This window comes from Novosphingobium sp. KA1, from assembly GCF_017309955.1.
Taxonomy (GTDB): Bacteria; Pseudomonadota; Alphaproteobacteria; order Sphingomonadales; family Sphingomonadaceae; genus Novosphingobium.
This window is the reverse complement of sequence record NZ_CP021247.1, coordinates 1896319-1921070: the sequence shown is the minus strand read 5'-3', so window position 1 is coordinate 1921070 and position 24752 is coordinate 1896319. Positions and strand designations below refer to the sequence as shown.

Here is a 24752-nt window from a genome sequence, read left to right as displayed (position 1 = left end):
TTTTTCAGGGTTTTTGTGAATTAATAACTTCAAGAACTTTATTGTTGTCTCCTGTGATGGTCAGCAGATGGTCAGCACGCCAAGCGGCTGCCTCCTTTTCTATGGCATGCCACAGTGTGGTCAGCGCCTGAATCGTTTCCGGCATCTTTAGCGGATCGCCATGAGCGTACCAATCCGTGGTTCGCTCCAGCGTGTCGCTGAGATCCTTGTGCCCAAGCAGCAGGCTGATTTGCTCGCCCGGCACGGACGAATTTCTGAGATGAGACGCTACAGTGTGGCGAATAGTTTTAGGGACGTAGCTGGCTGGAATCTGAAGCTTGGCTCGCATGGTGCGCCACCACCGCTTGCGTGATGAGACAACATCCAGCGTCCAGCTCTTCATGACATAGGTAAATGGCGTGATCGCAGGGACAATGGGATTGCGCTTGTCTGTGATAGGGGCACCGACCGGATGCAGGTTGATAACGCTGTCAAACCATTGATTGGCCGGAACAAAAGCCAATGCTGCGTCGGGCCTGGCGGCGGTCGCAATCATGAGTTGAAGCCATTGCTGAACACCAGGTTCCTGATCCGCGTAGGCGACTATAGCCCCCAACTGTTTGATCGTGAAAATCTGTTTCCTCGCGGGCGAGCGCAGAATTCTATCCACGCTTGGTATCCTTGGATGCATGGGAATGCGACCGGCATCTTCTGCATGTTTCAGAGCTGCCCGTAAATCCTCGATATTCCGCTGAACAGCCTCACCCGTTACGCCGGTGCTGCTATGCTTGAAAACCTTGCCATCCCATTCCACTTCCCAAGTGTGGGGAGCCATGCGCCAACGCCGAAATCTGGCGACAGAAACCTTATTGATCTCGGCAACCCGAACACTGGTGGTCAGTTCATCCTGCATCAAAAAACCGATCCATGCCCGGAAAGACGATTTGATGGTATCTACGCGCCTCACATCGGGGCCGTGCTCACGCAGATAATTGAAAAGGTGGGGTAGGAGTTCTGCTTCTGTTATGTCCTGGCCCTGGTGCTTGGACCGCTGCGACGCTTCGTATGATCGTATGACCTCTTTTGCCCGCTCAAGGTCTATAGTCCGGCACTTAGTGCTGATATAGACAACGGAGCGCGTTCCCGAACGATAAGAGGCAATTTGCCAGATTTCTGGCGCGGCGCCGTCTCGTCGTTTGTCGAGCCAATAATCTCCGAGGATATATGGTGAATTTTCTCGGGACATAGTTCCTCGCACTCAATATTTGAGAGGTGATGAACGACATTGTATTTGTGCAGCTCAACAAGCTGCTCGTATGAGAATCGCGCTCCACTGTCGCGCGACATTCAGGGTGAGAAAGCGCGACAAACAAGATGAGAATCCTGCGTTCCGGGATTGGCGAAGGGCGTAGCCCGTAGCCGATGCCGGAACGCAGGAGGCGCGTTTTGAAGGGTGCCTGTGATGGTCGCGGCGGCCGCTATGCATTGGGTTTTCTTGGGAAGGAGGACCTGGCGTGTGGCGGGCCGACACATCAACGATCATCAGGTGAGACTTTTCATGACCCACAGACGTAACGATCCCGTCGCCCTGGCAGCGGCAAAGGCCGGTTTCAGCCCGGCGACCGGCTATCGGGTGCTGCAGGATGCGCGCCTGCCTTCCCAGCGACAGGCGCCGCGCGGCCGACGGCGCCCTGATCCGCTATCGGGCATTTTCGAGGAGGTTGTCGTGCCGATGCTGGAGGCCGCTCCCGGTCTTCGTCCTGTCGCGATCTTCGAGGAACTGCGCCGCCGGTACCCGGATACCGAGTTCGGCTCACGACGAACCCTGGAGAGGCGTATTCGCGACTGGCGCGCTCTGAACGGCCAGGATCGGGAAGTCATCTTCAGGCAGGTTCATGAGCCGGGGCGGCTCGGCATGTCCGATTTTACGTGCATGAACGATCTGGAGGTCGCCATCGCCGGGGCACCCTTGGACCACTTGCTCTATCACTTCCGCCTGCCTTGCGGCGGCTTTGAACATGGACACGTCATTCTGGGCGGCGAGAGTTTCGTCGCCCTAGCCGAAGGGCTGCAGAATGCGCTCTGGTCTGCCGGCGGAGCGCCCAGGCTCCACCGCACCGACAGCCTGTCGGCCGCCTTCCGCAATCTGGACGCCGATGCGAAGGCCGACCTGACCAGGCGCTATGACGCCCTATGCGCCCATTATGGAATGGAGCCGACGCGCAACAACACAGGCATTGCCCACGAGAACGGTGCGATCGAGAGCGCCCACGGTCATATCAAGGCTGCAGTGAAGGACGCGCTGTTACTGCGCGGAACCACGGACTTCATCGACCTTGCCGCTTATCGCCGCTTCATCGACGAAGTCGTGACCGCAAGGAACCGGCGCCACGGTCCCGGCATCGATGCTGAGCGCAAGGCGCTGCAATCCCTCCCGAACGCAAGGACTACCGATTACGAGGAAGTCCTTGTGACAGTGACGTCCTCGGGCGGCTTCACCCTGCGCAAGGTCTTCTACACGGTCCCCTCGCGCCTGATCGGTCATCGCCTGCGAGTGCGCCTTTACGACGACCGTCTCGATGTCTTCATCGGCGGCACAAGGCTCATGACCCTGCAGCGCGGCCGCGCCGGTGTGAACGGTAAGCACGGCCACGTTGTCGATTATCGCCATGTCATTCATTCCCTGCGCCGCAAGCCGATGGCGCTGCGTGGATTGGTCTATCGTGACAGCCTGTTCCCCCGCGCACCCTACCGCCTCATGTTCGAGCACTTGCTGGAAGCTGTGGGCGAGAAAGAAGCCTGCCGGATCATGGTTGAGCTTCTGGCCATGGCCCACGAGCGCGCCTGTGAGGCGGAGCTCGCCCATATCCTGGAGGAGGACCTGGCAATCCGCAGGACCCCATGCCTGTCGGCACTTCGGGGCCGCTTTAGCCCCGATCCCGCCACTTTGCCCGAAGTTGTGGTCGAGATGGTCTCGCTCTCGATCTACGACGGGCTGATCGAACAGGGAGAAGCGGCATGAGCACGGCTCCCATGATCGACGCACAGCGCCTGGGCCTGATGCTCAATGAACTGCGCTTGCCAACCATCAAGCATATCTGGGGAGATTTTGCGGCCCAGGCGGATAAGGAAGGATGGCCCGCGAGCCGGTTCCTTGCAGCTCTCGCCGAACACGAACTCGCCGAACGCGATCGCCGCCGGATCGGGCGTCATCTGGCTGAAGCCCACCTGCCGGCGGGCAAGACGTTGGACTGCTTTGCCTTCGAGGCCGTGCCGATGATCTCCAAGGCCCAGGTCATGGCCCTGTGCGCCGGCGATGGCTGGCTCGACCAAGGTTCCAATCTCATCCTGTTCGGCCCGCCAGGCGGCGGCAAAAGCCATCTGGCGGCGGCGATCGGCCTAGCATTGGTGGAAAATGGCTGGCGAGCACTGTTCACCCGCACCTCTGACCTCGTCCAACGTCTGCAGGTCGCTCGCCGCGAACTGACGCTGGAATCCGCAATCGCCAAGCTCGACAAGTATCATCTGCTCATTCTTGACGACTTCGCCTACGTCTCACGCGACCAGGCGGAGACCTCCGTCCTCTTCGAACTGATCAGTGCCCGATACGAGCGCAGATCCCTGCTTATCACCGCTAACCAGCCCTTCGGCGAATGGAACCGCGTCTTCCCGGACCCAGCAATGACGCTCGCTGCGGTCGACAGGCTCGTGCATCACGCCACGATCTTCGAGATGAACGTCGAAAGTTATCGCCGGCGCACGGCTCAGGCCCGCCGCACCGGGGCTGGACGTCCTGCCGCTTACACCACTCCAAAAGTCCTCGAGACCATCCGCGACAATCAGGATGAGAACGAGGTCCTTGCCAGCGACAATTAAAATCGGCACTGAATGACGCGCCGCGACAATCACATTCTCATCCTGATTGACGCGCAATCCTCATCCTGTTTGTCGCGCTACACTCCACCCTTATTGTTTAGGGCGCGCTTTATTTTCTCCACAAGTGATCGGGCGGACATACAGACAATCCTTCCAGATTAGGATCTTAATCCCGTGGGTCGACCATTTTTCTCGCGACGAATTCATCAACTGCATTCCGTGGCAGGAGGAATCTGCTGCCAATTTTTATGTGCCTGATTTCCTTCTCGCTAATCAGCGTTCGGATTGCACTGGTTGACCACCCGCTAAGTTCTGCCAACTCTTTCGGTGAAATAAGCTGATCTGCCCGCACGTTCATGCTGAAATCCTTCCAATTCCGGTATGTATGCGCTAAAGTGCTAAAACAAGTCCAGTACCGGACGTTCGTGCCTGATAGGTCGTGTTTGTGCAGAAGTCAACGCTCATTGGAATCGGATCGCGAATGGCGAGTGTTCGCAGAGAACTTAAGCTTTCGCAGGCGCGTGCCGCTGCAATTCTGGAAATTGCAGAACGTTCGTATAAAAATTACGAGACGGAGATCCGCGAACTACCGCTATCGGTGGCACTACGATTTTGCGAGCACTTCAACCAAGATTTAATCTGGCTAATTGAAGGTGAGCGTCGTGCTGCATCGGAAAAAGACATCGATCTTGTCGGAGATACAATCGAAGCAGTTTTCGCGGAATCTAAAAATCGAGAGATTGATCTTACGTCACCGAAAGCGGGTAAGATAGGCCGATTTGTCTACAACAACTGCTTTCAGAAAGGCACAGAACCAAAAGATGAAGTGGCTTTAATTTTTGATTTGCTAATCGAGTAGGGGTGGCGTCATGATCAATATGGGAAATTTACTCGAAAAAAGAATCGCTAGAGACGCAAATTTTCTGCGAATTTCTGGCTTGGGGTGCCTGTTGATCACGCTACCGATGCTAAGCGTGAATCGAACTGACCATGGCTGGCCCATCGACGCCCTCACCGTCATTTCCGGCGGAATTGCAATCGCCGGGTGCGTGGCTCTTTTGAGCGGGGCACTTGTCGCGCGCACTCTCCGAAAATTCGGCAGCTATCATAGCCCTGACTTGTCACTAAACCGACATGAAGGGAATAAGTGATTCATAAATTATGGATAAAATACTAATTTAAATCCTAGATTATTGTCACAATATTTCCTGAAGATCGTCAAGTATTGAGAATTATTGATGCCGTCGAGCTTCCGCCTTATATCAGCCTGCATTGATCAGAACTGATGGGCCCATTTGCGGCGGCCGATGGTCATGATGCGCCATGGCTGATCGACCAACCTGTTCCAGGCCTCGCAGCAGTGGTCGACGATGTTGTCGTGGGACGTGAATACGCGATTGGAGAGCCAATTAGTATGATCGAAAGCCCTATGCCTGCCACTCAAGCAGAAAACTCCCGGAGCAGAAGCTCGGCCTGAGCCAAGACTGTCTGAACAGCTTCATCCGCCAAATCTGGCGGATAACCGTACTTTTTGAGGATGCGTTTCACAAGAACACGCATGCGTGCACGGGCGCTCTCACGCTGCTGCCAATCCACGGTCGCGTTGTTGCGCAATTGCTCGAGCAGCTCATGGGCGATGACACGCAGCTTCTCGTCGCCCATCGCTTCCACTGCACTGTCGTTCTCCGCTAGCGCCATGTAGAAAGCGACTTCCTCCGGGCTCAGGCCCATGTCTTCGCCGCGTGTGCGAGCCGCCTTCATTTCCTTGGCGAGTTCGATCAGCTCCTGGATCATCTCGACAGCGGAAATGGCGCCGGCATGATACCGGGCGACGGCATCCTCCAGACGGTTTGAGAACGCCTTGCTTTCAACCAGATTGGTCTTCGAGCGGCTGACGATTTCGCCGTTGAGAAGCTTCTTCAGGGCCTCAAGGGCAAGGTTCTTCTTTTCCATCTTTCCGACTTCCATGAGGAACTCGTCGGAGAGGATGGAGATGTCGGGCGACTGAATCCCCGCCACCTTGAGGATGTCGATAATCTCGGTCGAAGAAACGGCGCGATCGACAAGCTGCTGGACCGCGAAAGTGCGGTCCTTTTCGCTAACCTTGCCGGCCGCGGTGGTCTTGGCCAGGGCGGCACGGATTGCCTGAAAGAAGCCCACCTCGTCGCGAATTTCGCGGGCTTCATCACTCGCCGAGGACAATGCATAAGCTTTGGACAGCTCCAAAACCATGTCCATGAAGCGGCGATGAGCGCGCTTCTTGTCTTCGTCGGTCTTCTGCCGCGCTGCCAGGGCTTCCTGCCATTTCAGCACCCAGTCGATTGCCCCGCCCAGGCAGATGAGGCGCTCACGGGGCTGCCCTGTGATGCCAGGGCGATAGTCGAAGCCATGGAAGACATCTCGCAGGGCCTCGTAGCGTTCCATCATCGCGGCAATGGCGGCGGATTCGTCGATACCGGTCTTGTCCCGATCCGAATCTGTATATTGGCTCAGCGCTTTGCGAAGGTTCTGGGCGATGCCGATATAGTCGACAACAAGCCCACCGGGCTTGTCCTTGAATACCCGGTTCACTCGGGCGATCGCCTGCATCAGTCCGTGCCCGCGCATCGGCTTGTCGATATACATCGTGTTCATGCACGGCGCATCGAAGCCCGTCAGCCACATATCGCAGACAAGAACCAGACGGAGCGGATCGTCAGGATTGCGCGCCCGCTTCGCGAGATCGTCACGGCGCTTCTTCGAGCCGATGTGCTGCTGCCATTCGAGCGGATCGGAGGCCGACCCGGTCATCACGATCTTGATGGCCCCTTCCGCGTCATTCGAGGAATGCCAGTCAGGCCGCAACGCAATGATGCGATCGTAGAGGGCCACACAGATCCGACGGCTCATGCAGACGGCCATTGCCTTGCCGTTCATGGCCTCGATGCGCGCTTCAAGGTGGGCGACCATATCCTCGGCGATTTGCGCCAGGCGCTTCTCAGACCCGACCAAGGCTTCCACCGCGGACCATTTGGCCTTCAGCTTCTCGGCCTCGGTCAAAGATTCCTCTTCGATCAGGGCCTCGATCTCGCTGTCGATGAGAGGCTTCTCGTCCTCGTTCAGCTCGATCCGGGCGAGGCGGCTCTCATAGAAGATCGGCACCGTAGCGCCGTCTTCCACGGCACGGCTGATGTCGTAAATGTCGATGTATTCGCCAAAGATCGCCGGCGTGTTGATGTCCGCGGCTTCGATCGGCGTGCCGGTGAAGCCGATGAACGAGGCATTGGGCATGGCCTGGCGGATATAGTGCGCATAGCCGTATCGCCGCAGCCCGGTTTCACGATTGAGGCGCGCTTCGAAGCCGTACTGGCTGCGATGGGCCTCATCAGCCATCACGATGATGTTGCGACGGTCCGAGAGCAGGGGAAAGGCCTCCTCGCCCTTTTCGGGCGAGAACTTCTGAACGGTGGTGAACACGACCCCGCCAGCGGCCTTGTCGAGCAAATCCTTGAGATCGGATCGGCTTTCCGCCTGATCGGGGTTCTGCCGGATGAGATCGCGGCACAGACCGAATGTGCCATAGAGCTGGTCGTCCAGGTCATTACGGTCGGTCAGGACAACGATCGTGGGGTTTTCCAGAGCCTGGGACTTCACCGCAAGCCCGGCGAAGAACGCCATCAAGAGGCTCTTTCCCGACCCTTGGGTGTGCCAGATGACACCGATCTTGCGGTCCCCATCCGGCCCCGAGGCCTCCACGGCCTGGCGCACCGCTTTGCGGGCTCCGTGGAACTGATGGTAGCCCGCAATGATCTTGAACGGCCCATCGCCCTTATCACCGAACACGATGAAATCGCGGAGCAACGCCAGCAGATTTTCGCGCGTAAACACGCCGCGCAGCAGGGTTTCCAGCTCGGGCGTGCCCCGGTGGGCAAAGTCCTCGCCGTCGACTGTGCGCCAGGGCATGAAGCGTTCGGCATCGGCGGTGATGGAGCCGATGCGTGCTTCCATGCCGTCCGATGTCACCAGAACAGCGTTCGAGGCGAACAGGCTCGGAATCTGGTGCAGATAGGTCTGGAGCTGGTTGTAGGCATCTGCAATCGTGGCATTCTGCGCCGCGGCGTTCTTCAGCTCCAAAACCGCCAGCGGCAAGCCGTTGACGAACAGGACCAGGTCCGGGCGGCGATTGGACCGGTTCTGGACCACAACGAACTGGTTGACGGCCAGCCAATCGTTGGAACCCGCGCGCTCCAGGTCGATCAGCCAGATTTTGGTGGCGGCGGTCTTGCCGCTGTCGGCGCGATATTCGACATCGACGCCTTCGGTAAGCAGTTTGTGGATGCGCCGGTTTTCCTCGACCAGCGAAGGCAATTCACCGGTCAGCACGCGGCGCAGGGCTTCCTCGCGCGCGGCGTCCGGCGCGTCCGGATTGATCCGGGCAATTGCCGCTTCCAGCCTGCCGGTCAGGATGACATCACCGAAAGAGCGGCGCTCTGGTGCGGAACCATCAGGTGCAATCACGGAGCCGTGCAGATAGCTCCAGCCCAGCTCCTCCAGCGTTTCGATGGCCGCCAGTTCGACGATGTCTTCCGTGATGCTCACGCAGCCTCGCTTTCACACGCCACGCGCACGGTGCCGGACATTAGGCGGGGAAGGAGATAGTCGCGGGTTTCGGTAAGAGTGCGGCTTTCAATGGCCGCTGCGATCAGACGAGCGAACAGCGGATCGGCAACCAAGCCAAACTCTGCAATCAAGCGTCGATCTGCTGGGAAAGCTGACGTGATCGGGCGAAAGTTCTTTTTGCTGATTTCTTGGAAGGTCGAACCGTTGGCATTGGCGACAATCTTGTCCATGTTGGCCTTGCACCAACAATAGAGGTAGCTGCTGCCTACTTCAGCAGTGGGCACAAGACCAATGAAGCCCTGATTGATGGCCACCGGCACCTGAGCGATTGCGAGATAACCAATCGGTGCACGCGACGACAGCAACACTGATCCGGGCGGCAACAAGCCTGACGTAATCTTACCCAACCCTGCATCGCTGATCTGGCGGGCAGTTTGGAACAGCGCAGGGTCGGTCATATTCGACAAGTCTTTGGGAGTCGCCCAATAGTGACGAGGCGGGGACCAAAGCGCTTCATCGCCTGTGCGGGGCGTCGATCCCCCCAGTGGCTTCACAAGATCGCCAATGGCAGTCTCCGTCCACCCCACCGGCAAGGCATCATCGCCAAAGGCATCCGGGAAGAGAGCAGCAAGATTAGCAGCGCGGGCGGGGTCCGGGGTCAGACCGCCCATGATGGCCACTGCGTCCGTTTCCCCCGCCGCCTTGCGCCGCACGGGGCCGAAATCGACAAACCAGTCCCGGAAGATCGCCTGCGCCATCCCCTCCAGCGTCTCGTTCATCCGCCGGTTGAGTTCGATCTTGTCGTCCATGGTTCCTAGGACAGAGAGGATGCGATCCTGTTCTTCAACCAACGGAAGAGAAATCGGCATCTGTCGAGCGGCTCCGACATTAAAATGCTGTTGAACAGCGCCGACCAGATTGCTTCCAATATGATGCGCGGCAAGAGAATTTGCCCAGTATGCCAGATATCTGGGCCGGAGTTCGCTTCCGCAACGCACGATCACAAGATCGGAGCAGTTCGCATCGCTCAGCCAATTCGGGATAACGCTGCAAACGCCTGGTTTGCCAGTCCGAACGATAACGACGTCGCCGGGTTTAAGAGCCGACTTTTTCAGGCGCTTATGGAAGTCAGGCGAAATGAATTTCAGGTCTTGGGACAAAATGCGATAGGGCGCGATGTTCAACGACCGCAGGAATGGAATTCCTTCAGGAACATATTCGTTCGCCATCGAGCCTACGTGACCGACAGTAATCTCAGAGGCAACTTCGCCAAGTGTAACGATAGGCCAACGGAGCGCCTGCGCATCTCGGTCAATCACCGCTTGGAATGTTGGCGTAACCGTATACCAATCGACCACATCGACGCGAAAGGGCAGGTCACTTTCAGAGAATGCCTCTGCCAGATCGCCCAGCACCGAACGGGGCAAGGGCTCCTTGCCCTTCAGAGCCAGATCAAGATCGGAATGCGGCTTGGCCGTCCATTTCGCGCGGCTGCCGAACACCCGCACGGAAACCCCGGCGGGCAAATGCCGTGCTATGATCTCATGCACGATTTTCGCATGATCGGGACGCAGATCAATCGGCTGCTTCATGCCAGCCCTTCACGCAGGCGATCTCGCAGAAAACGAGCTTCGGACAGGAAATCGGGCACGATGGCAAAAACCTCACGGGCCTTTTCCTCGTCATAGGTGTGACTGGTGGTGCCACGCGCGCGCCGATAGTCCTTCCACACCGACCAGTCGCTGCGCAGCAGCCCGCGTTCGTTGCCCGAACGAATAAGGTCCTGAAAGGTCATGTTGTCGAACTCGTCCGGATTGGCCGACGTCGCCTCGAGGAAGCGCTTGAGCATCTTGTGGGCCAGTTCATAGGTGAACTCGAAACGCTGGATGCAGGCATCGCGGATCAGATCGTCATCGCGGTCCTGCGCATGCCGGTCCAGCGCCACTTCCAGCGAAACGATGGCCTTTTCGAAAGGCTCGATAGAGAGGTCAATCGGCATCGGGCACCACCATTGCCAGCTTCTCGCGGATCAGCGCGGTCAGCCGGTCACTTTCGTTGAATTGATCTTCCAGGGTCGCGGTCAACGCGGCGAAGCGTTCGGCAAAGGGAACGCCATCGTCCTCGACATCCTCGGCCCCAACATAGCGTCCTGGCGTGAGGACATGACCGTGTTTGCGGACATCATCAAGCGTAGCCGATTTGCAGAAGCCGGGGATGTCCTGGTACTCGTCCTGTTCCGCCTCGGGCTTTCCCCGCCAGCGGTGATAGGCGCCAGTAATCGTCTCGATGTCCGTTTCCGAGAACTCGCGCCGGGTGCGGTCCACCATGTGACCAAGGTTGCGGGCATCGATGAACAGGATTTCACCGCGTCGGTCGCGGTGGCCGTTGGCGCTCTTGTCCCGAGCCAGGAACCACAGACAGGCCGGGATCTGCGTGGAATAGAAAAGCTGGCCGGGAAGTGCGACCATGCAATCCACCACGTCGTCCTCGATCATCGCCTTGCGGATTTCGCCTTCGCCAGATTGCTGGGACGACATCGATCCGTTGGCCAGCACTACACCTGCCGTGCCGCGCGGGGCCAGGTGATGGATGATGTGCTGAAGCCAGGCGAAGTTGGCGTTGCCCGCGGGCGGCGTCCCGTATTTCCAGCGGACATCGCTTTCAAGCTGGGGCTGCCACCAGTCCGAAATGTTGAAGGGCGGGTTCGCCATCGCATAGTCGAACTTGAGCGTGGGGAAGGCGTCGTTGAGGAAAGACCCTTCGTTGTTCCACTTGATGTCCGCATCGATGCCGCGCACCGCCAGGTTCATCTTGCACAGCTTCCACGTCGTGTGGTTGCGCTCCTGGCCATAGATGGCGATGTCGCTGCGCTTGCCTTCATGGCTTTCGATGAAGCGCTCGGACTGCACGAACATGCCGCCTGATCCGCAGGCCGGATCGTAAACCCGGCCATTGTGTGGCTCCAGCATCTCGACAATGGTCTGCACGACGGAACGCGGCGTGAAGAACTCGCCGCCGCGGCGCCCTTCGGCACCTGCAAACTGGCTGATGAAATATTCGTAGGCCCGGCCCAGCAAATCCTTCGATTTGCCGTCGGCACTGTGCATGCCGACTTTGGAAAAAAGGTCGATCAGCTCGCCGAGCATGGTCTTGTCGAGCTGCGGACGCCCATATTCCTTCGGCAGCACGTCCTTGAGCACGGTGGCATTGGCACGCTCGATGGAATCCATCGCGTTATCGATCAGGTTTCCGATGTCACCGACACGCTCCTTGCCGGTAGTCACGTCCGTGAAGGTGATCTGTGGGCGCTTGGCGTTAGCCTGCAAATGCTCCCACCGCGCCTCTTGGGGCACCCAGAATACGTTGGAGGCCAGGTATTCTTCCGGATCTTCCGGATCTGCGAACTCCTCCTGCATCAGCTTGGCACGATGATGCTCGAACGCTTCGGAAATATATTTGAGGAAGATCAGCCCCAGGGCGACGTGCTTGTATTCGGAAGGTTCAAGATTTCCACGCAGCTTGTCGGCGGCTTTGAAGAGCTCTGCCTCAAACCCAAGATCACTGCCATTCTTACTTTGCGATGCCATCGAAGCCTATTCCCGTTGCGCGGGGAGGGGTAGCGGAGGATAGCGCTTAACGGCAACCCTATCGGGTGGCCCCGCGGAGAAATGTGCGGAGATCGGCAGCCACACGGGCGACAATCTCGATGCGTCCGGGATAGCGTGGAGGCAATCACGACAATCGTCGGCGAAGATCGACCGCGCCCCTCCGGGCAGCCGCTTCGTCCGGTCATCCATTCGCCGGAACGGACTCCTTCGCCGACGCACCGCTGCCGCGTTTCCCGGCGTAGCGGTATAAGGTTGCAACGGACACCCCCATGCGCTTGGCGATGTCGCGCACCGGGAGGGTGCCCTCCTTCATCATGGCGCGCGCCGCGGCGACATCGCTCGGGCGCATCGCCGATGGACGGCCACCCTTTCGGCCCTGCCGACGCGCCTCCACCAGCCCGGCGGTGGTCCGTTCACGGATCAAGGAGCGTTCGAACTGCGCGATTGCGCCGAACACATGGAAGGTTAGCATGCCGCCCGGTGTGGTCGTGTCGATACTCTCTGTCAGCGACACCAGCCCGATCTGCTCGCGCTCCAGTTCCTCGGCCGTGGCTATCAGCTTCTTGAGGGAACGGGCGAGACGGTCGAGCTTCCAGACAACCAGCGTGTCGCCGGCGCGCAGCACGTCGTCGAGGATGCGCGCCAATTCCGGGCGGTCATCGCGTGCGCCCGACGCCTTCTCGGTGAAAACCCGCTCGCAGCCCGCGTGGCGCAACGCCTCGAGCTGAAGCTCGGGGTTCTGGTCGCTGGTGCTGACCCTCGCATAGCCGACCCGCATAGGTATCCGATCTTCTCTAAACCCGACGACGGCATATCGTTTTGCGAAGCTGGTTTCCAGAACAGTTTTGACAAATTCCCGCCCGCAGATTTACGTTGTTGGACAGGCAAGGCAACCGGGGCGTCAGAAACGGTAGTTTTATGAAATCGTTGGCTGGCATGACCTGTCGCTGCAGGTAAAGATCAGGGACGGAATATGGACGCACAAGCCGACGATCTCTCAAACGAAGCGGCGGCTTTCGCCGACATCCTTAAGTGGTCGGTGGACCTTCCGGCTTGGCAGCGCGATGCCCTGCGGCGCCTCTGCAGCCAATCCAAGCTAGAAGCGGTCGACCTGACTACCCTTTTCGCAATCTGCAAAGCGTCCGAGCAGGGTGTTCCGCTCGACGCAAGTCACCTTCGGGATCCGGCCGCCAGCCATGCTGTCGTTAGTCTCGGCGCTCTCCATGGCTTGTCAAATATCAATGCCCTCGCACCCGGCGAGCGTCTTTCATTCGGCAAAGCTGGTCTCACCGTCATTTACGGCGACAACGGTGCCGGAAAATCCGGCTATGCTCGTGTTCTCAAGCAACTTTGCCGTGCTCGTTCGCCAAAAGGCGATGCGATCCTGCCGAACATCTACGCTGCTACGTCCGGCACCCCGTCTGCAAATATTGAATTCTACATCGGCGGCCAGAAGAGAAATGCATCCTGGACGCAAGGAAATGCACCTGACGCTATGCTCTCCGCCGTGAGCGTCTTCGATTCACGGACCGCCAACGTCCATGTTGAGAATACCAATGACCTCGCATACACGCCGCTGCCGCTCCGTATCCTCGCCGGCCTGGCACAGGCGTGCCAAGATGTGAAAGCTAAGCTGAACGCCGAGATCAAGGTCCTGAAGGAGCAGACGCCGGCGGTTCTATCGGAATCCGATTGCAAGCCCTACACCCAAGTAGGGAAGCTCATCGCAGCTCTGTCCGGTAAGACCAAACCAGAAACCGTTGAGAATTTAGCGGGCTTATCGGCAGACGAAGAAGGTCGGCTTCAAACCCTTACCACCGATCTCGCTAGCGATCCGGCGCGGTCAGTCCGCCAACTCAAGGGCCTGGAAACCCGTATCATGGCGGTTATCGACCGGCTTGAGAAGCTGGTTGTCGTCACCGCAAAGGAAAATCGAGTCACGCTCCATGCAGCTCATTCGCGCCTCTCGGCGGCACGCGCTGCTGCGATTGCGGCGTCGGCAAATCTTTTTTCCAACGAGCCTCTGCCCGAAATCGGTACGGATGTCTGGAAGGCATTGTGGGAGGCCGCGCGCGGATATTCCCGCGCCGCAGCCTATCCCGACGAGCCATTTCCAGTAACCGGCAGCGAAGCCAACTGCGTACTTTGCCAGCAGCCACTCAGCGAAGAAGCCTCACGGCGACTGAGCAGCTTCGAAGCCTTCGTGCAGGACGAGAGCAAGCGCCGGGAACAGGAAGCTGAAGCTGACTATGCAAAGGCGCTAGAAGAAATTTCCTCACAAGCCGTCTCCATGAATAAGCTGCCGGCAGTCATAGCGCTGATTAAGGACGATGTTGGTCAGGACGATCTTGCGAAAACTATTCGCCGTGAAATCCTTTCTCTAGGCTGGCGCCTGCGCGCCATCCTGCGGACCCACACCCTGGAATCTCTCAGCGAGCTCCCGTCTGCCCCCGCCGTGTCATCCGGTGCTTTGCGCTCAATCCTCACCGACCTTGCAACGCGCGCGGAAGCGCTACAGTCGGAAGCAAACTCCCCACAACGTGCCGCTCTCATGGCCGAACGTGACGGCCTCGCTGACCGAAAGTGGCTCGGTCTGGTAAAGGCCGATGTGCTTGCGCAAATTGACCGTCACAAAGCTATCGAGGCACTTGAGAAGGCGGGCAAGGATACTTCCACGAACAAGATCACGACGCAGAGCGCACGGATCGCGCAGGCGCTGGTCACCAATCGCCTGCGCGGAAGATTTGCCAACGAGGTGGACAAACTCGGCGTCGCGGGACTCGCCATCGAGCTTCAGCAAGCCAAGACGAGCGCGGGCGTGCCTTTCTTCCAGGTTCGCCTCATCAACAAGCCGAATGAAGCGGTCGGCAAGGTTCTGAGCGAAGGCGAGCATCGCTGTGTCGCGCTCGCCGCCTTCCTGGCCGAACTATCGACTATCGATGCACAATCCGCCATCGTGTTCGACGACCCGGTTTCATCTCTCGATCATCAACATCGCGACAAGGTCGCACTGCGATTGGCCGAAGCCGGGCAGACCCGGCAGGTGATCGTGTTTACCCACGACATGGCGTTCCTGCTGCTGCTCGATGAAGCCTGCCGCGCGACAAAGGACCGAGATGCGACGCCGATCACCTACAGGTTGATCAGCCGTGGCAGAGAGAATGCTGGCTATTGCCATCAAGAACCGCCAGCCAGCGTCATGCCGCTCGACAAGGTGATCGAAGGAATGAGGTCCCATCTCGCCAATGTGAAGATCCACCACGAACGCGGCGATCAGGCGAAGTGGCTGCGCGAGGTAACATCGTTCCAAGACCAGCTTCGCACCATCTGGGAGCGCGCCGTCGAGGAGGTTGTCGGCCCGGTACTTCGCCGCCTGTCCCGGAAAGTGGACACGACAGGCCTCATCAGGCTAACCGTTCTGACCGACAGCGATTGTATCACTATGCGAGAAGCATTTGGGCGTTGCTCAGCTCTGCTCCACAGCCAGCCTGGTGAAATCAATCCACCGCTGCCCGCGCCATCGGTCATCCAAACGGAGATGGAGATGCTGTCAAAGTGGATCGCCGACATTCGAAGCCGTCAGGAGCAGGCCGCGTGATGCCTGCGGACCGAACCTCTACACTCTGCCGAACGACCTGCGCCGAATGAGGCAGCGCCGAGCTCTCTGTCGCAATCTGACCGTATTCCTGTTTGGCCGAGTGGCGGCAAATTCAATCGCGAGCGCATGGAAGGAATGAAATCATGGACGTGACTTTTAGCCGTTACGATCCCGCCGACTTCCTCAAGAGCGAAGCGGACATTGCGGCATATCTGGACGCCGCTGCTGAGGATGGTGATACCGCCGTAATCGCCGCCGCTCTGGGCGACGTGCTGCGCGCTCGCAATATCAGCAAGCTCTCACGCGATACTGGTCTTAGCCGTGAAGGCATTTACAAAGCCCCTGTGCGGTGAAGGGAATCCGAGCTTCGCGACGATCGGCAAAATTGGCGATGCCCTTGGATTGCGTATCAGCTTTCAGCCACCGCCGACAGCTTAGATACGGCTGCACAACCTATCATGCAGTCATCTCGCAGTCGGTCGCCGCACGCTAAATGCCACATCTGCTAGAAATGCTCCCACCGTTGGAAAGCCGCATGCGCACATGATTGCCAGAACAGTTGCCGCGGTCGCAAATGGCAGCGGATCGGATCCTAGGGCTCGCGCAGCTCGCTTTGCATAGCGAACTGCTTCAACACATAATCCTCCATGATACTCCTGGTTCAGTCGCCCCTCGTCGGCGGCGATCAAGAGGTTGCCGAGCGCCGTATGAAGGTCGCGCAAAGCCTCCAACGCGTTCTGGCAATCATCGAGTGGTGGCCCGCCATTATGTTGGCGCGCCTCTAAGGAAGCTATCAACTGTTCAATCGCGACCTGCGCGACTGGAAGAAGGACTTTTACGGATGCCATCCGATCTCTCGGAGTGGACGCTCCGGTCCATTCCGATGCCGCAGTACCAACCCCTGTATCCGGCGCCTTGGCTTCTACCGGATCCGCGCGTCGAACTAGGCGATCATCACCACGCTTGCGCGCGATAAGTATATCTTTTATCCTTCGCATCCCCTTAGTGAAATCTGTCGAGGTAAGCATGTTTTCTCGCCTCGATCGCGTATCTGCTGCCAGGCGTTCTAGTGAGGAACCTAAATGTAGGTTTGCTGCGAGCGTCGCGACTTCCTCGTCATTTTCGGTGATCAAACGCTGGAGCAGCTCAGAATACTCTTGCTTATCGTTCGCATCTACTTGTTCGCCAGCAAGTGTAGAATTCACAATCTCCTCAAGCCGCACCGCGTCTTCGTAAGTTGCCAAAATGCAAATCTCCATTCTCTTACGTCAGCGAGTTATCAGTTTCGGATATAACAACAAAGCCTATGACAATCCGGACGTTTCTGGTCTTTGGGGAGCTCACCAGAAGCTGGACGCCTCGAAGAACCGTCTGAATTCGGCATGATTTTGACGTGACCGCGCGGGAGGGGACGGTGGACCTCTGTTTCCTGCTCCTGATCTTCTGATTTTCGGGTGTTGGACGGCCTGAAGGCCGGTTTTCGGCGTCACGCGGGCGCAGTTCGCCCCTCAAGCCAGGCGAGGCGTTGGAAATTATAGGCAAGGTTCGCCATTCCAATTTTGATGCGGGCGCGGGCGATGCCGATGGTGCGCACGACAAGCCCCATGCGGTGTTTCTGGCCGGCGAACACGTGCTCGACTGCTGAGCGCACGGCGGAGCGCTTCGCATTGGCCCTGGCGATGCGCTCGGGCATCGGCCGGCGTGGCGGCTTCTTCTGATGGATGTGGCTGGTGAACATGCCCTTGGCGAGGAAGGCCTCGTTCTTCTTGGACCGGTAGGCGGTGTCGGCCCACACGCCTGAGCCGGTGTTGTCCTTGCTGACCACCTCGGGCAGCCGCGCGCCGTCGTGGGCATTGGCGGCGCTCGCGTCCCAGGTGCGGATGAGGCCATGAGCTCGGTCGATGCCGATGTGATTCTTGTAACCGAACATCGGGATAGCGAGGTCGACTGGCTTCGCCGCCTTGGGATCGGCGCCCTCCTTCACCTTGGCCTTGGTGTACTTGACGCTCCAGCGCGCATCGCGATCCTTCTGCCTGACCTTGGCCGGCTTCCAGTCTTCGGGCACTCGGCCTTCCTTGATCGCCATCTTCTCGGCCTCGGCGTTCCTCTGCTTGGGTGCCGGCACGACCGTGGCGTCGATGATCTGCCCACCCATGGCGAGATAGCCCCGCTCGGTGAGCGCGGCATCGAAGCGAGCGAACAGCCTGTCGATCGCCTTGGCCTTGACCAACCTCTCGCGGAACAGCCACACCGTCGTTGCGTCCGGCACCGTGCCGTCGAGCCCGAGCCCTAGGAAGCGCTGGAACGACAAGCGATCCTTGATCTGGAACTCGGTGGCCTCGTCAGACAGCGAGTAGAGCGCCTGCAGCACCAGGATCTTGAACATGAGGACCGGATCGAACGGCGGCCTGCCGCCCTTGCCGCGGACACTCCGCCGCAGTGCTGCTACCAACGGACCGCGGAAAACCTCGAAGTCGACGACAGCCGCAAGCCGTTCAAGCGGATCGCCTGCCGCGCTCAACGCCTCGTATCGGTCCGAAAGATCGAAGAAACTCGGCTGTCCCGCCACCATCGCCTCCACCGTCGTGCAAAGGCAGTGAATCACCTCAAGCCGCTAGGCGCCAGCGGTTTTTCGAGGCGTCCAGCTTCCGGCTGTTCGGGCCGATGGCCGCGACCAGAACGGGCCGGTAGCGGAATGGCGGCTCACGACCTAGGAAGGGCAGATAGCTGCCTTTCGCCTTCAGGTGTGGCGCATCACCGACAAACGAGATTTTCTGCCGTTCGGCACACGCCCCGTTGCGGACATTTGCTTGGCGCACGATTTGAGCGCTATGAGGGCAGCGCCATGACAGAACTTAACGATCAAGGGCGTGAAATTTGGTTTCAGCGCGTCATGTGGAGTTACCTTCCTGCGCACTGGAAAGGCGTGCTCTATCCATCTGCCATCATTGCAGCAGTTGTGCCGCTCTGCATTCTGGCGGACAGATACAATACGGATTTGGCGTTTGTTCCGCTGCTGTCTGGATGGGCGCTCGTGATGTGGCTGTGCTCACGCCATTCACCATCGCGCCGATAGGTCCGCTTCCCACCCATCCCAGTAACTGGCGTTGGTTCGCGCCGCCTGAAACCGGTTTGACGGCTTCACAATGCTAAATTTCGCGATGAGCCATGCGGAACGGCAATCAGGGGTGGTAAGCGGTCAGGCGGCTAGTAGTGCGCGAGGCTTGCGAGCAGCACCCATACTATTGCTACCAAGGCCACCACTGCGCCTGATAGCGCCAAGAGGCCCCATGTGACCTGAGCGCTGCGAGACTGCTTCCAGCCTGTAACGACATGTTGGCCGCAAAAGATCGCGTTGCATACAAGGAGAGCGAGCGACAGCAGGATGAGAGTTAGCATTGCAGGATCATCACTGAGGCAAGGAATGTCTGCAATGGGGCGGTGGCCGACCAGCAGCTTTTTTCTCGTCAGACAAGCCGGTCCGCCCCGAACGAATGACCGCTTCTGCGCAATGGGTACGAGCCGTCAGACGACAACAATGGGCGCGTACCAGACATTTCCGCATCTTGTCGGCGCGATGATCAACGGCGCATGGACGACTCTCGGGTGCAACGGCGAGTCATTTTTGTTTGCCGTGGGGAGTCAGTCTCGATGCCGCCACCACTGTACCGGCAACATTCCCTACGGCGGCCTGCAATGCCGGGAAGCCACGCCATCATTCGTCAGCCAGTCAATGGTGACCGGCGGGTCAACACCATCAAGTATGGGCGAACGCGATTGGCATCGCTGCCCGACGTTATGTTGACTGAGCCCTATGTGCTGCGGCCATTTCCTCGATGACCTGCGCGATTGGGATGTCCCGGTCATTGGCCACACCGTAAATGTAGTTGCTGGTTTCCAGAGTTAGCCTGGTTGTAAAAGGCTCGACCCGTCCTTTGCTTCTGCGAGCGCGCCTACGGATTATGCCATCATCTCGATCGGCAGCAGAGACCGTTACGGCTGCCGGAACGATCTCTGCGATCGGCGGCACCGCCTCGGACAAAATGGCGGCATTCTCCCGTTTTGCCTTCTTGCGTTTGTCCTCCTTGCTCATGCCTGCCTCCCCCGGCTGCGCCGCTGTGTTCGCCGCTCCTGCTCTGTCAGCATGGCGAGGTGAACCGGATGCACCATCACCACCTGCCGCTTTCCCGCACGCATGATGTAGATGCGATCCACCCTCGCCCGCTCGGCAAGGACGAGTGGCTTGCGCCACATGTGAGCAATATCGATGACAATGGTGCGCCTGGGATAGCGCCCCTGCCGGACACGACGATCGAGCATGCTGTTCTCCTTGGTTGAGGCTATTTGCCGATGGGGCTTTCGCCGTGCTTGCGCAGGACGTCGTTGAAGGCTTCGGCCATGAGATCCTGAAGGCTGATGCCGCGCCGCCGAGCGCACAAGTGCATGGCCAGCGACATCTCCTGCGAGAAATAGCCGGAGATGGCCTTGCGCCCGATCCGACTTGGCGGCGATGCTTGCGCTTGCGCTTGCGCTTGCGACTGCGATTGCACGATTTCAGCGCTGGCGACGGGCATCAGCGGCGCCTTGTCCGCAAGATTGGCAAAACGGCTCATCGTATGGCCTCCATCACATGTGCGGGTGTGAACATGTTCACCTGTGAACAGGCCCATATGTGAAGCTGTTCGATCTCCCGCGCTGCCTTGCCGCCGGGTTCGAGTTCGAAGGCTGTGGCGCCGGCGGCGCTGGCATGGCGGTAGATGGCCCGGTCAGGCAGGATGATCGGACAGCACTGTGCGCCGAACCCGGTCACAAGGCTGCGAGCATCCTCATAAATGCGGGGCGCATTGGGCGGTCCCGCCGTGAAGACCACATGCGCCGCCTTGCCAACGAGCCTTGCGAGCTGGATCGTGGTGCGGATCGCGGCAAGATCGAACGCGCTGGGCCGACAAGGCACCAGCACGAGATCGGCTACCTCGATCGCACGCGTCGCTGCACTGTCCGCATGCGGCGGGGTATCGATCACGATCATGGCCGCACCCTGCGCCTTCGCCGCCGTGACCTTGGCGGCAATGCGCGGCGGCGCGCTGTCGATGACCTCGGGCGGTGCGCCCTTGCGCCACTCAGCCCACTGACTGGCGGTGGCCTGAGGATCGGTGTCGATGATGAGCGCGGTCTGCCTGCTTCGCTCGGCGGCAGCGGCAAGATGAATGGCCAGCGTGGTCTTCCCCGCGCCGCCCTTCTGGCTGATGATGGCAATGGTGGACATGTTCACGTGTCCTCATGTTCACATGTGAAGGTGTAGGTGATCACAGATCGAGCGCCAGGTTCTTCTCCGGCAGCCCGGGCCAGAAATTGGCGATGTCCGCGGCGCTTTCCTTGTCGCCGGGGTTGCGAGTGATCGACCATTCGATCGCCTCGGCATTGTCGACGACCAGCGTCAGGTTATCGGTGACGCGGGTAGCCGCGACGAGGAACGAGCGGGTGGAATTCAGTTCGCGCTCTTCCTCGCGCATGACGAGGATGCCGTTCGTCGCCGTCATGCCCTGCGCGGCGTGGACGGTTAGGGTGTAGGCCAGATCGAGCCGCTCCAGCATCGGATCGCCGCGCTGCAACTCGTGATCAGTGCCATCGCCCGTTCGGACAGTCACCGTATCGCCGGAAACGGAGCGGACCTCGGCCTGCTGGTTGTTAAGGAACTCGCGGCCGGTGTCATTGGCGGTCCAGCGGATCCGGTCGCCTTCATGCAGCGCGATCTGCTTTTCCTGGAAGATCGACACGGCATCATGGGCAAGGTTCTTCGCAAGCCGGGAGGGATCGAGGTCTTTCAGCAGGCCATCGCCCACGTGCAGAGTGACGATCCCGTTCTCGTTGCCGATCACCACACCGCGCTCCCCGCGCGCGAAGTCCTGCGACGGCAGGTTGGTGTTGAACTCGATCACGCGACCTTCATGATAGGCGCGCGACTGACGCGCAGCCTCGCGCGTGACGGTGACGCGCTCCAGCACCGTCAGGTCCATCGCCTCGCTGCCGATCTCGCCCCTGTCCTTCAGTTCTTCCTGCACGGCGGCATTGGTGGCCGAGCGCATCGAGCGGCTTGCCGCGAGCAGCACCGTCGCATCCCGCTCATCCTTCGGCAGTGAGGCCCAGCGATCTGCCGCCACTTCGGCTGCCTCATGCTTGCCCACATGCAGGGTATGGCCTTCCAGCGCGCGGAATGCGCCGGAAGTGTCATGGTTCTCCAGCGCCGCGTTGACTTCCTTCATCAATGGCGAGGCAGCGCGAAGGTTCTGGGTGATGTGCGAGGTGGGCGCACCACGCTCCTGCGTCATCTCGAAGGGCTTGCCGGCTTCGATGGCCAGAAGCTGGCGCGTATCGCCGGCCATGATGACCCGCTCGGCGCCGAGAATCGCGCCGATCCGCAGCAGTTGCTCGAACTGGTGGTTGGGGACCATTGAGGCCTCGTCCACCATAATGAACGATCCAGCGATGCTTGCGCGGGTCTCCTCCAGCTTCTGAGAACCGGCACTGCCATCAAGCACGCTGCGATGCCGGGCGATGAACGAGGCAACGGAGACACCCGGCGCGCCGACCTTCTCGCCGAACTCGCGGGCGGTGCGCGTGGCAATAGCCAGCGCATGGACATTGCGGCCCTCCGCGCGGGCGACGCTGGCGACCGGCCCCAGCGCCGCCGACTTGCCTACACCCGCGCCGCCCTGGACATAGTGAACCCTATCGGAAGTCGAGAGGATCGCGACCGCTGCCGCCTGCTGGCCGGGATTGAGCCGCCGCAGCCCCAGTTCGCGCGCTGCCTCCTGAACCCGCGCCGCCGCTTCGGGACGGTCCATCATCGGCGCGGCCGCCCCCCGCGCATTGTGGAGATGGCCGAGAATCCGCTCTTCAAGCCGCAGTGCCGTTTCCGGGGTGAGCATGCGCTCGCCCCCAATCAGCAGGCCCTTGCCGATGAGCAGGTCGATCCGCTTCTCGACGTCATCGACGGTGATCGGGCCAAGCCGATCGAGCGCGCGGCCAACGAGGTCGAGCCGATCGAACCCGGCCTCCCGTTCGGAGAGATCACGCGAGGCCGATGCGACCGCTTCGGCGGCAGCATAATCGCGTGGGCTAAGCTTACCCAGATGCTCGGGCATCAGCGCATCACCATCACGCGGCGTCAGGCCCATGGCAGCAACGATCGCGGCCCCCTTGTCCGCATAGGTGCGAAGGCCAGCAACAACCTGCCCCCACATCGACTGGCCGCGCTCGATCCGATCCAGTGCCGACCGAACCAACCCTTTCGCGTCCAGCCCGACCTTGTCGGCAAGCTCGCTCCAGCCTTTTGCGCGAAGGGCCGGATCGATGGCATTGTCCTTCTTCGGCCGCGTCGCCAGTGTGGCGATCTCGCGTTCGCGCGGGGAAGAACGACCTTCGGCCTCCAGCGCCTTGTGGATTTCCATGGAGCGCGTGGAGAACGCCTCGATCACGCTCCGGCTCACCCCGGCGATCTCGAAGGCGCCATCGACCGGATTCTTCGCTGCAACGGTCTGGTAGCCGAGAGCTTCGAGCCGGTGCCGCAGTTCGGCATTGAATACCGCGCGCATGGCATGCTGGCGGTTCCAGAGTTCATCGTTCCTCACCGCATGCCACTTGCTGTCAGAGGCGCGGGTGGCATTGGCGATCACGGCATGGATATGAAGCTGCGGTTCCTGCTCGCGGCTAACGTCGTGCAGGAAGGTTGCGGCGAGCATATTGCCGGTACGCTCGGGCACCTGGCTCTCGCCGTTCCACACCCGCGCCTCGATCAGGTTCTTCTCGATCCAGCCCAGCGTCACGGCGACGGCCGACTTCAGCTCGGCAACGATCCGCTTGTCCCCGCCGACAAGCGCCAACAGCGAAACCGACTTCGACGGCGAGAACGTCAGGTCAAGGCCCGCCCGCAATTCGCCGCGCCGGGCATCGAGCTCCGTGCCATCGGGCAGCCCGCCTGACAGCAGGCGATCAAAAGTTTCCGGGCTGACGGTGCCGGACAAGCCAAGCTCATCCGCCGCGCGTCCGAACCAGGCGCTCTGGGCGGTGGCCTCGCCTGCGGTGTAGTAGTTGTCGGCCGCGTAGTAGCCCGAACCCTGACTGTTCACCTTGCCGATGGAGATCATTTGCCGTCTCCCTTCTTCGCGGAGGACAGCGCCTTGCAGCCATCGACTTCCCGTGCCGCCTTGTAGAGTTCACATGCTCCAGTCTCACTCGAGCCGTAGAGGCTTTGTGCTATCGGTGTGGCCCACCAGCTGTAGGGCAGGACATGCCCGATGCCGGACTGCACGGCGAGAAGCACCAGGATCATGACGGCAGCACCAACGGCAAGTTCCCAGCCCGCCACCTTCAGATCTCTGGCGATATGAAAGTGAAGCGCGTGAAGCGGTCGATCCGCCTTGCGGCGTCGCTGGAGGAGGAGGGATTTCACGGTGGCCACGTCCGCACGCATGGCCTTGACGCTTTCCGGTTCACGTATGGCGCTCAGGATCGCCTCATGCCGTTCGACGATATCCTTTCGGAAATCACCCAGCATGATGGAAAAGGGCGTGGCGCCCTCACGGAAGCGGTTGGCCAGATCCTTGCCGTGACGCTCACGCGCGCTGCGGTTTGCCTCCTCGGTGGCGTTGCAGGATTCCAGGAGCCGCTTCTCACGTTTCTCAGCCGCCCGCATCTGCCGGTCGAGGTCGATGTTCATCTGCCGGATTTCGTGGACCAGACCGGCCAGCACCTCGGGGCCCAGCGGCACTGCGCGCGGCTCGAACAGTGGGCGACCGTCCTCGTCAGCCCTGACCATTTCCTCTGCAGCACGGCGCAGAAGATCCGATCGCGAGTGGCCGAGCCGCTCCGCCAGGGCATCGAGCCGGCGTAGAATGGCATCGTCGTACGCGACGTTCACCTGTCCCATGACAGTTCCTCTCCGATTGCAGCTATAGGCAAGAAAAGGCGGTTTTCTGCGGGTCTACGCCGCGCATAGAGGCCGATTCTATGGTGAGTGCGTTTGGGTTCGCAGCTTTCTGGTGGTCCTATCGGCCTACCTAGGACATAGATCGGCGGATTTGCGTGGGTTT

Annotated in this window: 21 protein-coding genes and 1 pseudogene; 6 read left to right on the top strand and 16 right to left on the bottom strand. The window is 59.8% G+C overall.

Translation table 11 applies throughout. The features are described from left to right. Nucleotides 1–4 precede the first annotated feature (4 nt). Nucleotides 5–1225: an integrase gene (locus tag CA833_RS09350; protein WP_207077824.1), complete on the bottom strand. Its 1221-nt coding sequence runs from the start codon at nt 1223–1225 to the stop codon at nt 5–7. Between the two features lie 234 nt (nt 1226–1459). Here CA833_RS09350 and istA point away from each other — a divergent pair, with 234 nt between their 5' ends. Further along, nucleotides 1460–3001, top strand: a complete 1542-nt coding sequence (istA, locus tag CA833_RS09345) for an IS21 family transposase (protein ID WP_370584490.1) — start codon at nt 1460–1462, stop codon at nt 2999–3001. Beyond that, nucleotides 2998–3855 carry an IS21-like element helper ATPase IstB gene (istB, locus tag CA833_RS09340; RefSeq protein WP_207077822.1) on the top strand — a complete coding sequence of 286 codons (858 nt, stop codon included), beginning with the start codon at nt 2998–3000 and terminating at the stop codon, nt 3853–3855. The genes istA and istB overlap by 4 nt, the downstream gene beginning before the upstream one ends. A gap of 166 nt (nt 3856–4021) precedes the next feature. Here the strand turns inward: istB and CA833_RS09335 are convergent, their stop codons facing one another. Beyond that, nucleotides 4022–4213, bottom strand: a complete 192-nt coding sequence (locus CA833_RS09335) for an excisionase family DNA-binding protein (RefSeq protein WP_242526015.1) — start codon at nt 4211–4213, stop codon at nt 4022–4024. A 123-nt stretch (nt 4214–4336) separates the two neighbouring features. On the opposite strand from CA833_RS09335, the gene CA833_RS09330 reads away from it, so the two are divergent. Next, nucleotides 4337–4714, top strand: a complete 378-nt coding sequence (locus CA833_RS09330) for a helix-turn-helix domain-containing protein (protein ID WP_207077821.1) — start codon at nt 4337–4339, stop codon at nt 4712–4714. A gap of 417 nt (nt 4715–5131) precedes the next feature. Here CA833_RS09330 and CA833_RS09325 read toward each other — a convergent pair. The 6 genes and pseudogenes from CA833_RS09325 to CA833_RS09300 form a co-directional block, all read right to left on the bottom strand. Beyond that, a pseudogene (locus CA833_RS09325) lies at nt 5132–5278 on the bottom strand (IS630 family transposase); the annotation flags it as partial. A 17-nt stretch (nt 5279–5295) separates the two neighbouring features. Next, a complete protein-coding gene (locus tag CA833_RS09320; protein ID WP_242526014.1) occupies nt 5296–8433 on the bottom strand; it encodes a type I restriction endonuclease subunit R in 3138 nt (1045 codons plus the stop codon). Further along, the gene (locus CA833_RS09315) at nt 8430–10046 is read right to left on the bottom strand and encodes a restriction endonuclease subunit S (RefSeq protein WP_207077820.1); all 1617 of its coding nucleotides are present in this window, start codon (nt 10044–10046) and stop codon (nt 8430–8432) included. Before CA833_RS09315 ends, CA833_RS09320 begins: the two co-directional genes overlap by 4 nt. Then, a complete protein-coding gene (locus CA833_RS09310; RefSeq protein WP_207077819.1) occupies nt 10043–10453 on the bottom strand; it encodes a nucleotidyltransferase substrate binding protein in 411 nt (136 codons plus the stop codon). Before CA833_RS09310 ends, CA833_RS09315 begins: the two co-directional genes overlap by 4 nt. Beyond that, nucleotides 10443–12041: a class I SAM-dependent DNA methyltransferase gene (locus tag CA833_RS09305; RefSeq protein ID WP_207077818.1), complete on the bottom strand. Its 1599-nt coding sequence runs from the start codon at nt 12039–12041 to the stop codon at nt 10443–10445. Before CA833_RS09305 ends, CA833_RS09310 begins: the two co-directional genes overlap by 11 nt. Before the next feature lie 202 nt (nt 12042–12243). Beyond that, nucleotides 12244–12840: a recombinase family protein gene (locus tag CA833_RS09300; RefSeq protein WP_207077817.1), complete on the bottom strand. Its 597-nt coding sequence runs from the start codon at nt 12838–12840 to the stop codon at nt 12244–12246. Between the two features lie 195 nt (nt 12841–13035). Here CA833_RS09300 and CA833_RS09295 point away from each other — a divergent pair, with 195 nt between their 5' ends. Next, nucleotides 13036–15660, top strand: coding sequence for an AAA family ATPase (locus CA833_RS09295; protein WP_207077816.1), 2625 nt, complete (start codon nt 13036–13038; stop codon nt 15658–15660). Nucleotides 15661–15803: 143 nt separating this feature from the next. Further along, on the top strand, nt 15804–16013 hold the full coding sequence (locus CA833_RS09290) for an addiction module antidote protein (protein ID WP_242526013.1): 210 nt from the start codon (nt 15804–15806) through the stop codon (nt 16011–16013). 111 nt (nt 16014–16124) lie between these two features. On the opposite strand, the gene CA833_RS09285 is transcribed toward CA833_RS09290, so the two are convergent. Both CA833_RS09285 and CA833_RS09280 read right to left on the bottom strand, forming a co-directional pair. Then, complete coding sequence (locus tag CA833_RS09285) at nt 16125–16904, bottom strand: hypothetical protein (RefSeq protein WP_207077815.1); 780 nt, start codon at nt 16902–16904, stop codon at nt 16125–16127. Between the two features lie 242 nt (nt 16905–17146). After that, on the bottom strand, nt 17147–18229 hold the full coding sequence (locus tag CA833_RS09280) for an IS5 family transposase (protein WP_207080031.1): 1083 nt from the start codon (nt 18227–18229) through the stop codon (nt 17147–17149). Between the two features lie 276 nt (nt 18230–18505). On the opposite strand from CA833_RS09280, the gene CA833_RS09275 reads away from it, so the two are divergent. Continuing rightward, entirely contained in the window at nt 18506–18736 is a 231-nt protein-coding gene (locus tag CA833_RS09275) for a hypothetical protein (protein WP_207077814.1), read from the top strand. 720 nt (nt 18737–19456) lie between these two features. On the opposite strand, the gene CA833_RS09270 is transcribed toward CA833_RS09275, so the two are convergent. From CA833_RS09270 to CA833_RS09245, 6 genes are read right to left on the bottom strand one after another with little or no spacing between them, the layout of a single operon-like run. Further along, nucleotides 19457–19753, bottom strand: a complete 297-nt coding sequence (locus CA833_RS09270) for a hypothetical protein (RefSeq protein WP_207077813.1) — start codon at nt 19751–19753, stop codon at nt 19457–19459. Next, nucleotides 19750–19980, bottom strand: coding sequence for a hypothetical protein (locus CA833_RS09265; RefSeq protein WP_207077812.1), 231 nt, complete (start codon nt 19978–19980; stop codon nt 19750–19752). Before CA833_RS09265 ends, CA833_RS09270 begins: the two co-directional genes overlap by 4 nt. Before the next feature lie 20 nt (nt 19981–20000). Beyond that, the gene (locus CA833_RS09260; RefSeq protein WP_207077811.1) at nt 20001–20273 is read right to left on the bottom strand and encodes a ribbon-helix-helix domain-containing protein; all 273 of its coding nucleotides are present in this window, start codon (nt 20271–20273) and stop codon (nt 20001–20003) included. Next, nucleotides 20270–20926 carry a ParA family partition ATPase gene (gene parA, locus CA833_RS09255; RefSeq protein ID WP_207077810.1) on the bottom strand — a complete coding sequence of 219 codons (657 nt, stop codon included), beginning with the start codon at nt 20924–20926 and terminating at the stop codon, nt 20270–20272. The genes CA833_RS09260 and parA overlap by 4 nt, the downstream gene beginning before the upstream one ends. A 40-nt stretch (nt 20927–20966) precedes the next feature. Then, nucleotides 20967–23807: a MobF family relaxase gene (mobF, locus tag CA833_RS09250; RefSeq protein WP_207077809.1), complete on the bottom strand. Its 2841-nt coding sequence runs from the start codon at nt 23805–23807 to the stop codon at nt 20967–20969. Next, complete coding sequence (locus CA833_RS09245; RefSeq protein WP_207077808.1) at nt 23804–24589, bottom strand: ribbon-helix-helix domain-containing protein; 786 nt, start codon at nt 24587–24589, stop codon at nt 23804–23806. Before CA833_RS09245 ends, mobF begins: the two co-directional genes overlap by 4 nt. Nucleotides 24590–24752: the final 163 nt, after the last annotated feature.

Excerpts from the sequence above, each read along its gene's own strand:
- CA833_RS09350 (WP_207077824.1), bottom strand. The coding sequence starts at position 1,225 with ATGTCCCGAGAAAATTCACCATATATCCTCGGAGATTATTGGCTCGAC.
- istA (WP_370584490.1), top strand. The coding sequence starts at position 1,460 with ATGCATTGGGTTTTCTTGGGAAGGAGGACCTGGCGTGTGGCGGGCCGA.
- istB (WP_207077822.1), top strand. The coding sequence starts at position 2,998 with ATGAGCACGGCTCCCATGATCGACGCACAGCGCCTGGGCCTGATGCTC.
- CA833_RS09335 (WP_242526015.1), bottom strand. The coding sequence starts at position 4,213 with ATGAACGTGCGGGCAGATCAGCTTATTTCACCGAAAGAGTTGGCAGAA.
- CA833_RS09330 (WP_207077821.1), top strand. The coding sequence starts at position 4,337 with ATGGCGAGTGTTCGCAGAGAACTTAAGCTTTCGCAGGCGCGTGCCGCT.
- CA833_RS09315 (WP_207077820.1), bottom strand. The coding sequence starts at position 10,046 with ATGAAGCAGCCGATTGATCTGCGTCCCGATCATGCGAAAATCGTGCAT.
- CA833_RS09310 (WP_207077819.1), bottom strand. The coding sequence starts at position 10,453 with ATGCCGATTGACCTCTCTATCGAGCCTTTCGAAAAGGCCATCGTTTCG.
- CA833_RS09305 (WP_207077818.1), bottom strand. The coding sequence starts at position 12,041 with ATGGCATCGCAAAGTAAGAATGGCAGTGATCTTGGGTTTGAGGCAGAG.
- CA833_RS09300 (WP_207077817.1), bottom strand. The coding sequence starts at position 12,840 with ATGCGGGTCGGCTATGCGAGGGTCAGCACCAGCGACCAGAACCCCGAG.
- CA833_RS09295 (WP_207077816.1), top strand. The coding sequence starts at position 13,036 with ATGGACGCACAAGCCGACGATCTCTCAAACGAAGCGGCGGCTTTCGCC.
- CA833_RS09290 (WP_242526013.1), top strand. The coding sequence starts at position 15,804 with ATGGACGTGACTTTTAGCCGTTACGATCCCGCCGACTTCCTCAAGAGC.
- CA833_RS09275 (WP_207077814.1), top strand. The coding sequence starts at position 18,506 with ATGACAGAACTTAACGATCAAGGGCGTGAAATTTGGTTTCAGCGCGTC.
- CA833_RS09270 (WP_207077813.1), bottom strand. The coding sequence starts at position 19,753 with ATGAGCAAGGAGGACAAACGCAAGAAGGCAAAACGGGAGAATGCCGCC.
- CA833_RS09265 (WP_207077812.1), bottom strand. The coding sequence starts at position 19,980 with ATGCTCGATCGTCGTGTCCGGCAGGGGCGCTATCCCAGGCGCACCATT.
- CA833_RS09260 (WP_207077811.1), bottom strand. The coding sequence starts at position 20,273 with ATGAGCCGTTTTGCCAATCTTGCGGACAAGGCGCCGCTGATGCCCGTC.
- parA (WP_207077810.1), bottom strand. The coding sequence starts at position 20,926 with ATGTCCACCATTGCCATCATCAGCCAGAAGGGCGGCGCGGGGAAGACC.
- mobF (WP_207077809.1), bottom strand. The coding sequence starts at position 23,807 with ATGATCTCCATCGGCAAGGTGAACAGTCAGGGTTCGGGCTACTACGCG.
- CA833_RS09245 (WP_207077808.1), bottom strand. The coding sequence starts at position 24,589 with ATGGGACAGGTGAACGTCGCGTACGACGATGCCATTCTACGCCGGCTC.